The 14,481-nt window shown below is 65.4% G+C and carries 13 protein-coding genes; 10 read left to right on the top strand and 3 right to left on the bottom strand.

The window, feature by feature from the left end:
• Nucleotides 1–30 precede the first annotated feature (30 nt).
• Nucleotides 31–495, top strand: coding sequence for a pyridoxamine 5'-phosphate oxidase family protein (locus ABRP28_RS12910; RefSeq protein WP_350005669.1), 465 nt, complete (start codon nt 31–33; stop codon nt 493–495).
• A 61-nt stretch (nt 496–556) separates the two neighbouring features.
• Here ABRP28_RS12910 and ABRP28_RS12905 read toward each other — a convergent pair whose 3' ends face one another.
• Complete coding sequence (locus ABRP28_RS12905; protein WP_350005671.1) at nt 557–1,762, bottom strand: GDSL-type esterase/lipase family protein; 1,206 nt, start codon at nt 1,760–1,762, stop codon at nt 557–559.
• A gap of 394 nt (nt 1,763–2,156) precedes the next feature.
• On the opposite strand from ABRP28_RS12905, the gene ABRP28_RS12900 reads away from it, so the two are divergent.
• Together ABRP28_RS12900 and ABRP28_RS12895 are read left to right on the top strand one after the other, a co-directional pair.
• Complete coding sequence (locus ABRP28_RS12900; RefSeq protein ID WP_374152852.1) at nt 2,157–3,206, top strand: glycosyltransferase family 2 protein; 1,050 nt, start codon at nt 2,157–2,159, stop codon at nt 3,204–3,206.
• 5 nt (nt 3,207–3,211) lie between these two features.
• Nucleotides 3,212–3,373 (top strand): hypothetical protein, encoded by a 162-nt coding sequence (locus ABRP28_RS12895; RefSeq protein WP_231453749.1) that lies wholly within the window; start codon nt 3,212–3,214, stop codon nt 3,371–3,373.
• Between the two features lie 103 nt (nt 3,374–3,476).
• On the opposite strand, the gene ABRP28_RS12890 is transcribed toward ABRP28_RS12895, so the two are convergent.
• Nucleotides 3,477–4,568 (bottom strand): hypothetical protein, encoded by a 1,092-nt coding sequence (locus tag ABRP28_RS12890; RefSeq protein WP_350005676.1) that lies wholly within the window; start codon nt 4,566–4,568, stop codon nt 3,477–3,479.
• A gap of 334 nt (nt 4,569–4,902) precedes the next feature.
• Here ABRP28_RS12890 and ABRP28_RS12885 point away from each other — a divergent pair, with 334 nt between their 5' ends.
• The 3 genes from ABRP28_RS12885 (at nt 4,903) to ABRP28_RS12875 (ending at nt 6,495) form a co-directional block, all read left to right on the top strand.
• Entirely contained in the window at nt 4,903–5,742 is an 840-nt protein-coding gene (locus ABRP28_RS12885; RefSeq protein WP_350005678.1) for a response regulator transcription factor, read from the top strand.
• Nucleotides 5,743–5,813: 71 nt separating this feature from the next.
• Nucleotides 5,814–6,233 carry a YkvA family protein gene (locus tag ABRP28_RS12880; RefSeq protein ID WP_350005680.1) on the top strand — a complete coding sequence of 140 codons (420 nt, stop codon included), beginning with the start codon at nt 5,814–5,816 and terminating at the stop codon, nt 6,231–6,233.
• A gap of 73 nt (nt 6,234–6,306) precedes the next feature.
• On the top strand, nt 6,307–6,495 hold the full coding sequence (locus tag ABRP28_RS12875; RefSeq protein ID WP_350005682.1) for a hypothetical protein: 189 nt from the start codon (nt 6,307–6,309) through the stop codon (nt 6,493–6,495).
• 185 nt (nt 6,496–6,680) lie between these two features.
• Here ABRP28_RS12875 and ABRP28_RS12870 read toward each other — a convergent pair whose 3' ends face one another.
• Nucleotides 6,681–7,382, bottom strand: coding sequence for a DNA alkylation repair protein (locus ABRP28_RS12870; protein WP_350005684.1), 702 nt, complete (start codon nt 7,380–7,382; stop codon nt 6,681–6,683).
• 159 nt (nt 7,383–7,541) lie between these two features.
• On the opposite strand from ABRP28_RS12870, the gene ABRP28_RS12865 reads away from it, so the two are divergent.
• Genes ABRP28_RS12865 through narI form a run of 4 tightly spaced genes read left to right on the top strand, consistent with a single transcriptional unit; the run spans nt 7,542 to nt 14,474 of the window.
• On the top strand, nt 7,542–11,252 hold the full coding sequence (locus ABRP28_RS12865) for a nitrate reductase subunit alpha (RefSeq protein ID WP_350005686.1): 3,711 nt from the start codon (nt 7,542–7,544) through the stop codon (nt 11,250–11,252).
• Complete coding sequence (narH, locus tag ABRP28_RS12860; RefSeq protein WP_350005688.1) at nt 11,252–12,946, top strand: nitrate reductase subunit beta; 1,695 nt, start codon at nt 11,252–11,254, stop codon at nt 12,944–12,946. Before ABRP28_RS12865 ends, narH begins: the two co-directional genes overlap by 1 nt.
• Nucleotides 12,943–13,563, top strand: coding sequence for a nitrate reductase molybdenum cofactor assembly chaperone (gene narJ, locus ABRP28_RS12855; protein WP_350005690.1), 621 nt, complete (start codon nt 12,943–12,945; stop codon nt 13,561–13,563). Before narH ends, narJ begins: the two co-directional genes overlap by 4 nt.
• Nucleotides 13,564–13,565: 2 nt before the next feature.
• A complete protein-coding gene (narI, locus tag ABRP28_RS12850; protein WP_350005692.1) occupies nt 13,566–14,474 on the top strand; it encodes a respiratory nitrate reductase subunit gamma in 909 nt (302 codons plus the stop codon).
• The last annotated feature ends 7 nt before the right edge of the window (nt 14,475–14,481 follow it).

The following is a 14,481-nucleotide window of genomic DNA, read 5'->3' as shown; positions in this document are numbered from 1 at the left end:
TCCGGCAGCCGGAGGCCTAGACTTCGGGCCATGGAGAACTCACCCTCGGGACCCAAGACTGAAGTACTTCCAGAAGCGGAGTGCTGGAAGTACTTGCGCTCCTCCTACATCGGCAGGCTGGCAGTCATCAACGGAACCACACCGGAAATCTTCCCCGTTAACTTTGTGCCGGCGGAAGGTGCCCTGTACTTCAGGACTGCCCCCGGCACCAAGCTGTACTCCCTGCTTGCCGGAACCCTGGTGGCCCTGGAGACCGACGGTTTGAATGCGTACAGCACCGAAGTGTGGAGCGTGGTGGTCAAGGGGATACCCGAGCCCGTGGCCGACGGCAATGTGCCCCTGGAACTGTCCGATCCGGACCGTGAACCGTGGGAGTCCGGCCTCAAGGAGCACCTGATCCGGATCAATCCCACGGAGGTTACCGGCCGCAGGTTCTACGTCCAGGCCCGCACCCGGTGGTGGCCGCCGCAGGATTTCTCCGCTGACTGGATCTAGGGCCGCTGGCCTAGAACCCTAGCTAGAAACCCTGCCCAGAGACCGTGCCCAGCAACCCTGCCTAGAGACCCTGGCGGGCAAGGTCCCCGGCCACCAGGCGCGCCAGTTCGGAGGCGCCGGCGCGGTTGGGGTGCAGCGTGTCGCCGGTCATGTACAGGGCCAGGGTGGCTTCCGGGCCAATCTCCGTGAAGTAGGCGGATGCCAGGACGTTCAAATCAACCAGGTGCACGCCCTCCTCCTGTGCAAGGGCAACGGTTGAGTTGCGGTACCAGCGGTTGACCGAGGTGTGCACGCCGTCCACGAAGTCCGTGGCGCGGCCCTGCGGGGTGACGAGCACCGGTGTGGCGCCGGTAGCTGCCACCTGGCGGACCATGTCACGCATGATCTCCTTGAACTCTGCCTCGGTGGTGGCGTTCTTGGCTGCAGTGTCGTTTATGCCCATCTCCAGCAGGAACAGGTCGCCCGGCTTGATGTACTGGAGGATGGCTTCGAGCTGGCCGTCATTGCGGAAGCCGCGGGCAATCTGTCCGCCGGTGGCCATGTTCCGGACATCGAACGCCTCGGGGTCGACATACTGCGGCAGCATCTGGCCCCAGCCGCCCTGGACGCTGTTCTCCAGGGGGTAGTAGCTGGCCACTGTGGAGTCGCCGCCCACCCAGATGGTGGGGTCCATCTCCGGATGGCGCGAGACCTTGTCGATGGCCAGCGAGCTCAGTGTGAAGGCCGTGCCAACTTTGCCCTCCGTGACCAGGAGGTTCAGCTGGCCATCGGTGACGGGAATTTCAAAGGAGGCCGTGGCGCCGTTTCCGGTCAGGTTCATTTCCTGGAAGACGCCTTCAGCCGCGATGCTGGCCCGGGAGGTGTCGCCAAGGGTGACTGTGACCTTGTAAAGGCCTTCCTTCAGGTCCACGTTGAACGTGTTGGCGCTCTTGGTCCCGAACTGGAGGAAGCGAACGGCATCGCTCCCGGCTCCTGTGCCTTTGGCCGAAACGTTGGCCATATGCTCCGGGGTGTTGAAGCCGTAGCGGGTTTCGGGGCTGTAGGCGTCGGTGGCGCTGACGCCGGTGTGCCCGTGTTCCACGGGCCCGTTGCCGAAGTCGAAGCGGTAGTTGCTCGGCTCGGCATTGGCGGCCGGCGCGGTAACGGCCACGCCCGCCCCGGACAGCAGGGCTGCCGCAGCGAGGCCAGCGGCCAGGTATGTCCTTGCCCGTCCGCGGCAGCGGGATACAGAAACCGGGCGGTTGGAGGGTTGGGCAGCAGCAGGCACAGTCATCTCCTTTGATGAGGACAAGAGTTTGTATCGTTTCAGAAAACGCTTTACACCATGTGTAACAGCGCTCGCTGTAACGAGTCAATAGATTTTGTGCGCTTTCTGTGCGCTTCTGCTTCTACTTGTTCACCCATGGACGGGGGCGCAGGCCGGCATCGGGAGGGCCAGCGCCTGCCCTTGAGCTCAGCGCCGCTGCTTCCTGAGCTTGAGGTACGTGCGGCCGTCTTGATTGAAGCTTGTAGTTTTGTTGCCGCTTCTGTGCAAACGATTTGAGTTCGCGTTGAAACACTCAAAGTCAATAGAACTTCAAATGGTTTCAGCGGGGAAAAATGTGCGCGGCGTCGCAATTATGGGCAATATTCAGGCCCGGGCTTATGGCAGGGGCAACCCTGTGATCACGGTCATCATCCCGGCCCACAACGAGGCCGCGGGAATCGGTGAAACCCTCTTGTCTCTGCAAAACCAGACAATTATCCCGGACCGGATAATTGTGGTCGCAGATAATTGCACGGACAAAACGGAAGCTATTTCCCTGGCGGCGGGCGCCGAGGTGGTGCCAACAGTGGGCAACACCGACAAGAAGGCCGGCGCCCTCAACTTCGTGCTCGCTGGCCTGCTGCCGGAGGCTGAGCCTGAGGACATGGTCCTGGTGCAGGATGCCGATTCGCAGCTTTCACGGGATTTCATTGAACGCTCGGTGGGGCACCTTCAGGCTGATTCGCGGCTCGGTGCCGTGGGTGGAGTGTTCCGGGGCGGCGAGGGCGGCGGATTCGTCGGCCACCTGCAAAGGAATGAATACGCCCGGTACGCCAGGGACGTGCGGCGGCTGCACGGTAAATGCCTGGTGGTCACCGGCACCGCCGCATTGTTCCGGGTCCGGACGCTCCGCGACGTGTCCGCGGCCAGGCTGGATGGCACGCTGCCTCCCGGAAATGGCAGGGGCGGCGTCTACGATACCTCGGTCCTGACGGAGGACAACGAGCTGTCCTTTGCCCTGCTGACGCTGAAGTACCGGATCAAATCCCCCGCCGATTGCACCCTGGTCACCGAGGTCATGCCCACCTGGCGGGAACTCTGGGCGCAGCGCCTGCGGTGGAAGCGCGGCGCGGTGGAGAACTGTGTCCAGTACGGCTGGACGCGGGTCACCAGGCCGTATTGGGGGAGGCAGGTTCTTTCGGTGGCGGGCGTCCTGGTGACGCTTGGCTACCTCAGCACGGTGGCGGTTGCACTGGGCACGGGGGCGGGGCTGCACATCCAGCCGTTCTGGCTTGCCGTGACCGGTGTCTTCGTGATCGAACGAGTGGTGACGGTGCGGCTCCGGGGATGGAGATACATGCTCGCGGCCGCCACCATGTACGAGCTGGTGATCGACCTTTTCCTCCAGTTGGTTCACGCGAAGGCGTACACAGACGCAGCCTTTAACAGAAAGAAAGCCTGGTAAGAACCATGTATAACAATCCAGCAGTTCCCGCAGCAGCCGGGGCCGGTTCCGGAACCCTCGCCATGACCGGCGCGGGGGACGTGTTCTGGTTCGCCCTCGCAGCCTTTGCGCTCCTGGCACTGGGCCTCGCCATCAAGAGGATCATCCCCGTCCGCGGCACCAAGTAGTTCCGGGCCAAGTAGTCCCCGGACCACAACTGCGCGGTCAGCAGGAACGCAGGGCATCGTTGATGGTGCCCTGCGTTCTGCTTGTGGCTATTACGACGGCGGGTCAAGTCACCACGCTGACCACGTTCGAACACCCGGCGGCATCGCAGACTTTATAGGAAGTGGTTTTTCCACCCTTGATTTTGTTGACGTAGGAGCCTGTATTGGCCACGGACTTCTGTGCCCCGTTGATCCACAGCGTCACGTTGGTGCCCGTGGCCCCTGTCCACGTCAGGGTGGTGGTGCTGACGGACTTCGCCTTGGTGGTGGCGGCAGCCAGCTTGATGGCGGAGACGGGTTGCGCCTGCACTGGGCCGGAAGCTGCGGTGAAGGAAAAATCCCTGATCACCACGCTTTCCGGTTGCACATGGGCAGGATCCCCGCCGCCGCCCCCGGTTACCCACAGGTTGAAGTGGATCTGTTCCTGGGCCGGCACCGGGACAGTGGCCCCTTCCAGAACCGTGCGCTTCAGGAGGCTGCCCGCAAACCCTTCCCCGGCGAAGGTTTCGAAAGTCATCTTCCCCGGCTCCCACACCATCCGGTGGGTGGTGACCGGGTCCGGCGTGACGCCGAAGACCGTGGTGTTGTTTCCTTCACCGGGAGGCTTGGTGGCATCAAACCAATAGCCGTGGCCTTGGGTCACCGGCCAGGACTCCCCGTATGCGGCTCCGCCGCCCCACGCCGAGGCCTCGCAGAGATCGATTTCGTTGTAGCCCGGTTCGGCTAGGGGGTCGTATGTGAACAGGCAGCCCCACACCACTTCTTTCTGCAGCGTTTCCAGGTTCTTTTCCACGGTGGTGGTGTAGGTCCCGAAACCGAACCCTTTCCGCGTTGACTGGAACTCCGCTCCCACGGGGGCTTCGCCGGTGGGGTTGGTCAGGTTCATGGTGATGTGGCCGTTGGCATCCGGATTGCTGACGTTCGCGGCCGCGAAAGCCTTGTTGTACTGCGGTGCACCACCCCAGAAGCGCTTCTCCCAGTTGAACCCCTTCCAGGCGAAGTTTCCTGCGGGCCCCGGGTTGGGGTCCAGCGGCGTGGTGTCCGCTGCCTGGGCGGACGGCACGCAGGCAAGCATTGCGACGGCGGCCGCTGCCAGCATTGCCAGCGGTTTCGTCCGGCGCTTGGGATGTGAGACAAAAAAGCGAAAATCAGCCATGAAACGCCCCTTTTCGGTTGCTCCCAGCGAGCAATTGCGCCCCTGTGGAGCGCACAGCTTGATCTTCAGCCAGGAACTCCGCCGAAGGCAATAGCTCAACGAACTTAATTTTTCGTGAGGCATATCTCAGGAAATACGCAATATTTGCCAAAGCTCAAGAAATGCTCAATTTAGACGAAGGAGATAAGTAACCTTTCAATCCATTGGGTTAGGCTTTTACGCGGCCCAGGTGCGGAATAACAAAAGCAATCCATATTGCCCGTTTCTCCGAATATTCCTTGAATGTGCTTGAGGAAAACCTGGGCGCAAAAGTGAAGAGAGCTTGGGGGAGTGAATGGTGGAGCGCGGTGTTGCCGTGGTGGTGGAGGACGACGACGACATCAGGACAACCCTGACGGAAGTGCTGCAGCAGTCGGGGTTCGCCGTCCATTCAACAGCCTCAGGCGTTGCGGGCGTGGATGCCGTCCGCGAGCATAACCCGGACATCGTCACCATGGACGTTGGCCTTCCGGACTTTGATGGCATCGAGGCGTCCCGGCGTATCCGGACCTTCAGCGACGCCTACCTCATCATCGTCAGCGGAAGGGTGGACGAAGCCGACACCCTGATGGGGTTTGAGGCTGGCGCGGATGACTACCTCACCAAGCCCTTCCGCCCCCGCGAGCTGCGGGCGCGGATTGCCGCCATGCTCCGGCGCCCGCGGACCCTGCGGGAGGCTCCGGCAGAACGGGCGCTTCCGCCACGAAGAGGCGAACGGCAACCGCCAAGGCAAACCCGGCAGGGTGCCACTGTGGGGCAGCAGCCCCACGAAAGCCCGGAGGGTGAGGCGGGTTCACCTGCGGCCCCGGGCTGCTGCGATTTCGCCCACCGCGGCCTGTCCCTCCACGAGGCGTCCCGCCAGGCATCCATCAACGGCGAGCCCGTGGACCTGACCCGCACCCAGTTCGACATCCTCCTGGTGCTCATGGAGAACGGACGGACCGTCCAGACCAAGGCGGACCTGGTGCGGCGGCTTCGCAACGAGCCGTACAACACAGGATCCTTTGTCACGGCGGGCGAGGAACGCGCCGTCGAGGTCCACGTGGGCAACCTGCGCAAGCGCCTGGGTGACAGCTCCCAGAATCCCCGCTGGGTGGAGACCGTCCGGGGCGTGGGCTACCGGATGACGCCGTAGCAGCACCGCCCCTTGGCGTACCCTCAGTCAGTAGCCGGCGTCCACCACCGGCCCTGCGGAGGAGGCGGAGGATGACCTGGGAAACCGTTGCCGGAGTTGTGGCCGGCCTGCTGCTGGCATACGCCGTGCTCCTCTTGCTCCTGTGGATCTACGCCCGGCGCCACCCCGAAACCGTCACTATGAAGGACGCGCTGCGCCTGCTCCCGGACCTGCTCCGGCTGGTCCGGAGGCTTGCCGCGGACCGGACCCTCCCCGCTGGTGTGCGGGTGCGGCTGGTCCTGTTGCTCGGCTACCTGCTCCTGCCCATCGACCTGGTGCCGGACTTTATTCCGGTGATCGGCTACGCGGATGACGCCGTCATCGTAGCGCTGGTACTGCGCTCTGTCCTCAAACGGGCGGGTCCCGGGGCGCTTGGGCGGCACTGGCCGGGCACACCTGCCGGGCTGGAAGTCATCCTCCGCGCAGCGGCGCCCGCCCGCCGTCGGCCGTAAAATCTTTGGCTGTATCCGCGCCTTTCCTGCCGGGGGCTGTTAGCGTGAAGGACCGGCCAATGAAGGAGGAGCGATGACTCTCAACTCACCAGATTCACTGCCTGAAGACGATCCGCAGGAGGGTGCAGCCAGTCCCCAGGGAAAGGGCGACGGCGGTGTTCCCGGCCAGGAGGATGGCGTCGGAATCGGTACGGATGCTGAACCCAACACCTTTGAGCCCGAGGAGGATCCGGACGCCACGGACGCGCCGGAGACGGACTAGGGCCGAAACCAGGGTCCCGCTGTGTCCCTCAATGTTTAATCAAGATTTGCGGCGACCCTGCGAAATGGACTTTCGGGCCGGTTACCAGCCGGTAAGTTGCTATCTGTTTCCACGTTATTCCCCAACACGGAAGCACCAAGGAGCCCCCGCGCTGGAGCCAGACTCGCGCGGGGGCTTCGCCGTTCCTACGCGCCGTCCTGCCTGCGGACCATCTCATTGATCCACGCCGGGGCGAACGGCGACGTGCAGCCCGGGGGCGTGGGATAGTCCTTGAGCACCTGCAGCCGCTCGCCGATCTCCAGCGCCCGCGCCCGGTACGCGGCATGTTCGATGCCGATGTGGGCAAGGCAGGTGTTCATGGCCCACTGCAGCCGGTCCGGAGCATCCTTCATCTCTGCCTCGATCACATCCAGCAGCCCCGGGAGGTCCAGGCCTTCGGGCGATTTCGCCACGCGTTCGCTAGTCAGGGCCCAGCCGGCACTGGCCACCGCTGGATCAGGATCGGCCAGCCAGGCTACCCGCAGCTCTTCGGCATGCGGGCCCTTCTTCACCACGTAGTTCACCAGCCAGTCCTGCACCTTGGGCGCCTGCGACTCCCGCAGCATCGTATCCAGTTCATCCCGCCCGAACGCCTTGGGCCGGCAGACCAGGAGCGCCAGCAGCCTGGCCGCGGTGTCCCCGGTGCCCCAGAGCTCCCGGGCAAGGTCCTGCTGGGTCTTCAGCCGCTTGGCGATGCTACGCAGCTTGCCGAGGTTCACGCCGTGGTCGTCCCCGTGCCGCTCGTTCACCTCGCGTGCCCGCGGGTCCTCGAGCGCAGCCAGTTCGGCCATCAGCCCCGCCACCTCCGTGCTGGTCGCTGCCGTTCCCGCCACTGTTGTCCCCGTCATTGCAGTTTCCGTCGCCTTCGTCTCGGCCACCGTCTGTCTCCTGTCCGTCGCCTGCGGATTTCAGCCTACGGCAGCCCCGAAACCTAGTCCTGCCCCTCCCAAAACGCAACGAGTCGAAAGACCCTACTCGTCCGGAAAGGCCGTGCCTACCGTGGCAGCATGGCAGAGGAGCGTTTTGTCCCGGGGGTAGACGGAGCAGCATCGGATGCAATGCTGAAGGTGGGCAGGTTCTTCACGAAGTGGGACCAGACCGACGACGGCAGGGCAGTCTTTCGGGAAGGCGGCCGCAAGGGGGACATCTTCTACCGCGACCGGTGGAGCCACGACAAGGTGGTCCGCTCCACCCACGGCGTGAACTGCACCGGCTCCTGCTCCTGGAAGGTGTACGTCAAGGACGGCATCATCACCTGGGAGTCGCAGCAGACGGACTATCCTTCGGTGGGGCCTGACAGTCCTGAATACGAACCAAGGGGCTGCCCGCGCGGGGCGGCCTTTTCCTGGTACACCTACTCGCCCACGCGGGTCCGCTTCCCCTACGCCCGCGGTGTCCTGGTTGAGATGTACCGTGAGGCGAAAGCCCGGCTGGGCGATCCGGTCCTCGCCTTCGCGGAGATCGCCGCGGACCCGGACAAGCGGCGCCGCTACCAGCAGGCACGCGGCAAGGGCGGACTGGTGCGCGTCTCCTGGCAGGAGGCGATCGAGATCGCGGCGGCCGCGCACGTGAACACCATCAAGACCTACGGCCCGGACCGCTGTGCGGGCTTCTCGCCCATCCCGGCGATGTCCATGGTCTCGCATGCCGTGGGCACACGCTTCATCCAGCTCATCGGCGGCGTGATGACCTCCTTCTACGACTGGTACGCGGACCTTCCCGTGGCCAGCCCGCAGGTGTTCGGCGACCAGACGGACGTCCCTGAATCCGGCGACTGGTGGGACGCCCGCTACCTCATGATGTGGGGCTCCAACGTCCCCGTCACCCGCACCCCGGACGCGCACTGGATGGCCGAGGTGCGGTACCGCGGCACCAAGGTGGTCACCGTCAGCCCGGACTATGCGGACAACACCAAGTTCGCGGACGAGTGGCTCCCCGCCCAGGCCGGCACCGATGCCGCGCTGGCCATGGCCATGGGCCACGTGATGCTCAAGGAATTCTTCGTGGACCGGCAGGTCCCCTTCTTCACTGACTACGTGAAGCAGTACACGGACCTGCCGTTCCTGGTCCGGCTGGAGAAGCGCGACGACGGCGCGTTGACGCCGTCGAAATTCCTCACCGCCCGTGACATCCCGGCGGAGTCCGGGGCTGAGGACGCTGCTTTCCGCACCGTCCTGTTCGACAAAAAAGCGGGCCGTCCCGCCGTCCCGAACGGGTCCATGGGCTTCCGCTACTCCGGCAGCGGCGAGGGCAAGTGGAATCTGGACCTGGAGGGGATGGAACCGGCGCTGTCCCTGCGGGAGGTCTCGGGGGAGAGCGCCGAGATCCTGCTTCCGTGCTTCGAGCAGGCGGACGGCACCGGCAGCGTGCTCCGGCGCGGGGTGCCCGTGATGGAAGTGGAGGGCCAGCTGGTCACCACGGTGTTCGACCTCATGCTGGCCCAGTACGGTGTGGGCCGCGAAGGGCTGCCGGGGGACTGGGCAGCGGGGTACGACGACGCCACCACCCCCTACACGCCGGCCTGGCAGGAGGAGATCACGTCCGTTCCCGCCCAGGCCTGCATCCGTGTGGCCCGCGAGTTTGCCCGCAATGCCGAGCAGTCCAAGGGCCGGTCCATGATCATCATGGGCGCCGGCATCTGCCAGTGGTTCCACGGCGACACCACCTACCGGGCCATCCTGGCGCTGGTGATGCTGACCGGCTGCATGGGCCGGAACGGCGGCGGCTGGGCCCATTACGTGGGGCAGGAGAAGACGCGCCCCATCACCGGGTGGGTGTCGCTGGCCAACGCCCTGGACTGGTCCCGGCCGCCGCGCACCATGATCGGCACCGGGTACTGGTACATGCACACGGACCAGTGGCGTCAGGACGGGTACTCCGCCGATGCGCTGAAGTCCCCGCTGTCCACCGGAGCCCTGGACGGCCTGCACACCGCGGACGCCATCGCCCAGTCCGCCCGGCTCGGGTGGATGCCGTTCTACCCCCAGTTCGACCGCAACCCGCTGGACCTCGCGGATGAGGCCGAGGCCGCCGTCGCCGCCGGGACCGCGAAGGACACCCCCACCTACATCGCGGACGCACTCAAGAACCGCACCCTGAACCCGGCCATCGAGGATGTGGACGCCCCGGAGAACTGGCCGCGCACGCTGGTCCTGTGGCGCTCCAACCTGTTCGGTTCCTCCGCAAAAGGCAATGAGTACTTCCTGCGGAACCTGCTGGGCACCCACAACAACGTCCTGGGCAAGGATGCCGAAGGGCTCAAGCCCACCTCCGTGAAGTGGCACGAGAAGGCGCCGGAAGGGAAGCTGGACCTCCTGGTCTCCGCCGACTTCCGGATGACCTCCACCACGCTGCTGTCCGACGTCGTGTTCCCCGCCGCCACCTGGTACGAGAAGCACGATCTCTCCTCCACGGACATGCACCCGTTCGTCCACGCGTTCACTCCGGCCATCGACCCGCCGTGGGAAACCAAGACGGACTTTGACACCTTCCACCTGCTGGCCCGGGAGTTCTCCAGGCTGGCCAAGACCCACCTGGGAGTCCGCCGCGACCTGGTCAGCGTGCCGCTGCAGCACGACACCCCGGGCCAGCTCGCCCAGCCCGGCGGAATCGTTCGCGACTGGCGGGCGCCGGACATCCCCGCCGTTCCGGGGCAAAACATGCCCGTTTTCTCCGTGGTGGAGCGGGACTACACAACCATCGCGGACAAGCTCGCCGCCGTCGGACCCCTTGCGGACAGGCTGGGCTTCACCGTCAAGAACATCACCTACAAACTGGAGGAGCCGCTGAAGCGGCTCAGCCACTCGAACGGCGTGATGCTCGGCGGCGCCGCGGACGGCCGCCCGGCCATGGACACGGACGCCAAAATGGCGGAAGCCATCCTGGCGTTCTCCGGCACCACCAACGGCGTGCTGTCCGTTCAGGGCTTCAAGGACCTCGAAGTCCGTACGGGCCGGAAACTGGCGGACCTCTCCGAGGGGTCCGAGGAAAAGTTCATCACCTTCGCCCAGACCCAGGCGGCTCCGGTCCCGGTGATCACCTCGCCGGAATGGTCGGGCTCGGAAACGGGCGGCCGCCGCTACGCCCCGTTCACCATCAACATCGAACGGCTCAAGCCCTTCCACACCCTCACCGGGCGCATGCACTTCTTCCTGGACCACGACTGGATCACGGACATCGGCGAGGGGCTCCCCATCTGCCGGCCGCCGCTGGACATGCACCGGCTGTTCGGCGAACCCAAACTCGGCCGGAACGGGCAGCTGGAGGTGGTGGTCCGGTACCTGACGCCGCACTCCAAGTGGTCCATCCACTCCGAATACCAGGACAACCTGCTGATGCTTTCCCTCTCCCGCGGCGGGCCGACGGTCTGGATGAGCCCGGCGGACGCCGACTCCATCGAGGTCAGGGACAACGACTGGGTGGAGTGCCTGAACATTAACGGCGTCCTGGTGGCGCGGGCCATCGTCAGCCACCGGATGCCCGCTGGCGTGGTCTACGTCCACCACGCGCAGGAACGCACCATCGACGTGCCGAAGTCGGAGGCCACCGGGCGGCGCGGCGGCATCCACAACTCGGTCACCAGGCTGCTGGTGAAACCCTCGCACCTGATCGGCGGCTACGCCCAGCTGGCATATGCGTTCAACTACCTCGGCCCCACCGGAAACCAGCGCGACATGGTGGCCACGGTCCGCCGCCGCTCACAGGAGGTGCAGTACTGATGCGAGTCATGGCGCAAATGGGCATGGTGATGAACCTGGACAAGTGCATCGGCTGCCACACGTGTTCGGTCACCTGCAAGCAGGCGTGGACCAACCGGGCGGGCACCGAGTACGTCTGGTTCAACAACGTGGAGACCCGCCCCGGGCAGGGGTATCCCCGCCGGTACGAGGACCAGGACAAGTGGCGCGGCGGCTGGGACCTGAACAAGCGGGGCAAGCTGGTGCTGAAGGCCGGCGGGCGGGTGAAGAAGATGTTCGGGCTGTTCGCCAGCCCGGTCCAGCCCGAGCTCAAGGACTACTACGAGCCCTGGACCTACGACTACAAAACCCTGGTGGACGCACCCCTGGGCGACGATTTTCCGGTGGCCCGGCCCAAATCCCTGATCACCGGCGAGGACACCAAGGTCACCTGGTCCGCCAACTGGGACGACAACCTGGGCGGGTCCGCCGAAAACGGCCACCTGGACCCGCTGGTGGAGAAGGTCCGGCGGGAGTCCGAGGACAAGATCAAGTTCGCCTACGAGCAGACGTTTATGTTCTACCTGCCCCGGATCTGCGAGCACTGCCTGAACCCGTCCTGCATGGCATCCTGCCCCTCCGGTGCCATCTACAAGCGGGTGGAGGACGGGATTGTGCTGGTGGACCAGGACAAATGCCGCGGCTGGCGGCAGTGCGTCACGGGCTGCCCGTACAAGAAGATCTACTTCAACCACAAGACCGGCAAGGCGGAGAAGTGCACCTTCTGCTACCCCCGGGTGGAGGTGGGGATTCCCACCGTGTGCTCGGAGACCTGCGTGGGCCGGCTGCGGTACCTGGGGCTGTTTTTGTACGACGCCGATGCGGTCACCGCGGCGGCGTCCGTCACCGATCCAAAGGAACTCTACGACGCCCAGATGGACGTGCTGCTGGATCCCAACGATCCCGTAGTCCAGGCCGAGGCGAGGGCGCAGGATATTCCGGAAGATTGGATCGATGCCGCCCGGCGCTCGCCGGTGTATGCCCTGGCGAAGGTTTACAAGGTGGCGCTGCCGCTGCACCCGGAGTACCGGACCATGCCGATGGTCTGGTACGTGCCGCCGCTGTCCCCGGTGGTGGACCTGCTGCGGGACCAGGGGCACGACGGCGAGGACCACGGAAACCTGTTCGGCGCAATCGACGCGCTGCGCATCCCGGTGGAATACCTGGCGGAGCTGTTCACAGCCGGGGACGCGGACCGGGTCACCGCGGTGCTGAGGAAGCTCGCTGCCATGCGTTCCTTTATGCGCGGCATCAGCCTGGGCAACGATCCGGACGAGTCCATCCCCGAATCCGTGGGCATGGACGGGCAGACCATGTACGAGATGTACCGGCTGATGGCCATCGCCAAGTACGACGAACGGTACGTCATCCCCAAGGCGCATGTGGAGCAGGCCCACGACCTGGAGGAGATGGGCTGCTCGCTGGATTTCGACGGCGGCCCGGGCATGCAGGATTCCTCGCCCTTCGGTGAGGCGAGCGGCAGGCCTGTCCCGGTAGCCGTGGACACCTTCAACGCCCTCAAGGACCGGCAGACCACCGACGAAATCGCGGCGGGCACCAGCCTCAAAGGCCGAGTAAACCTGCTGAACTGGGACGGCCGCGGGGCGCCGCCCGGACTCTTCCCGGACAAGGGGCCCGAGCCCGGCACCCTGGCCGCGGCGGAGGACCAGCCGTGAGCCGCCGCGACCAGGTGCTGTACATGGCCGGTGCATGGTGCCTGTCCTACCCGGATGAGGACCTCCTGGCCAAGGCACCGCTCATGCGCGCCGCGCTGGCGGAGTTCGCCGGCGCCGTCGAACCTTTCCAGGAGGTGCTGGATGCGCTGGAGGCAACACCGCTGATGGAAAGCCAGGCGCATTACGTGCGGGAGTTCGACCTCAGCCGGCGCCATGCCCTGCACCTGAGCTACTGGACGGACGGGGACACCCGGCGCCGGGGCGAGGTCCTGGGCAGCTTCAAGAAGGCCTACCGGCAAAGCGACATCCTGGTGGACACCCAGGGGGAGCTGCCGGACTACCTCCCCATGGTGCTCGAGTACACGGCCCTGGTGGACTTCGCGGCCGGGCGGGAGCTGCTCATGCAGTACCGCCCCAGCCTGGAGATGCTGAAGTTCGGGCTGCTTAAGGACAAGCTGCCGCATGCCCGGATCCTGCAGGCGATCTGCGCCACGCTCCCTGGAAAATCGCCGGCGGACGAGCAGGCCGTGATGCGGATGGCAGGCTACGGGCCGCCCAGCGAAGCCGTGGGCCTTGACCCGTACGATCCGCGCCTGCTGCCCGTGAAGGGGGCGTGACCATGCTGGCTTTCGCAAGCCCGAACTTTGAGACTGAGCCTGCTGCCGCCGTCGAACTTTCCGCCCTGGACATTGTGCTGTGGGGCGTCCTGCCCTACGTCATGGTGGTGGTCCTGGTGGGCGGGCTGGTCTGGCGGTACAAGTACGACCAGTTCGGCTGGACCACCAGGTCCTCGCAGCTGTACGAGTCCAGGCTGCTGCGGATCGCCTCTCCGCTGTTCCACTTCGGGCTGCTCGCCGTGGTTGCGGGGCACTTCTTCGGGCTGGTCATTCCGAAGTCCTGGACCGAGGCGGTAGGGATGAGCCAGGACTTCTACCACTTCAACGCCCTGTTCGTGGGCGGGATCGCGGGCATCGGCACACTGGGCGGGATCGTGCTGCTGATCTACCGGCGCCGCACCACCGGGCCGGTGTTCATGGCCACCACCAAGAACGACAAGGCCATGTACGTGGTGCTCACGGCGGCCATCGTGTTCGGTTTGTGGACCACCCTGGCCAGCGTGTTCGAGGGCGAGCACGGGCACAACTACCGCGAAACCGTGGCGCCGTGGTTCCGGTCCCTGTTCATCTTCCAGCCGGACATTGCCGCCATGGCTGCGGCACCGTTCTCCTTCCACCTGCACACGCTGGTGGGGATGGCGTTGTTTATCATCTGGCCCTTCACCCGGCTGGTCCACGCTTTCACCGCACCCTTCCACTACCTGTTCCGCCCGTACATCGTGTACCGCTCGCGGGACCGCGACGGCGGCAGGGCAGGACGGCGCGCGGGTGCACGGTCCGGAGGCGCACGGCCCGGGGGCAGGGCCGGGAACAAGTCCGGCGCCAGTTCCGTCCACAACCCGAATGCCCCCGGCGGCAAGCGCGGCTGGTCGGCTGTGGGGACCGAGGACCGGGACACCCGGAACCGGTGAGGGGAGC

The sequence above is a fragment of the Pseudarthrobacter sp. WHRI 8279 genome (assembly GCF_040224115.2).
Taxonomy (GTDB): Bacteria; Actinomycetota; Actinomycetes; order Actinomycetales; family Micrococcaceae; genus Arthrobacter.
This window is presented reverse-complemented; position numbering and strand designations above follow the sequence as displayed.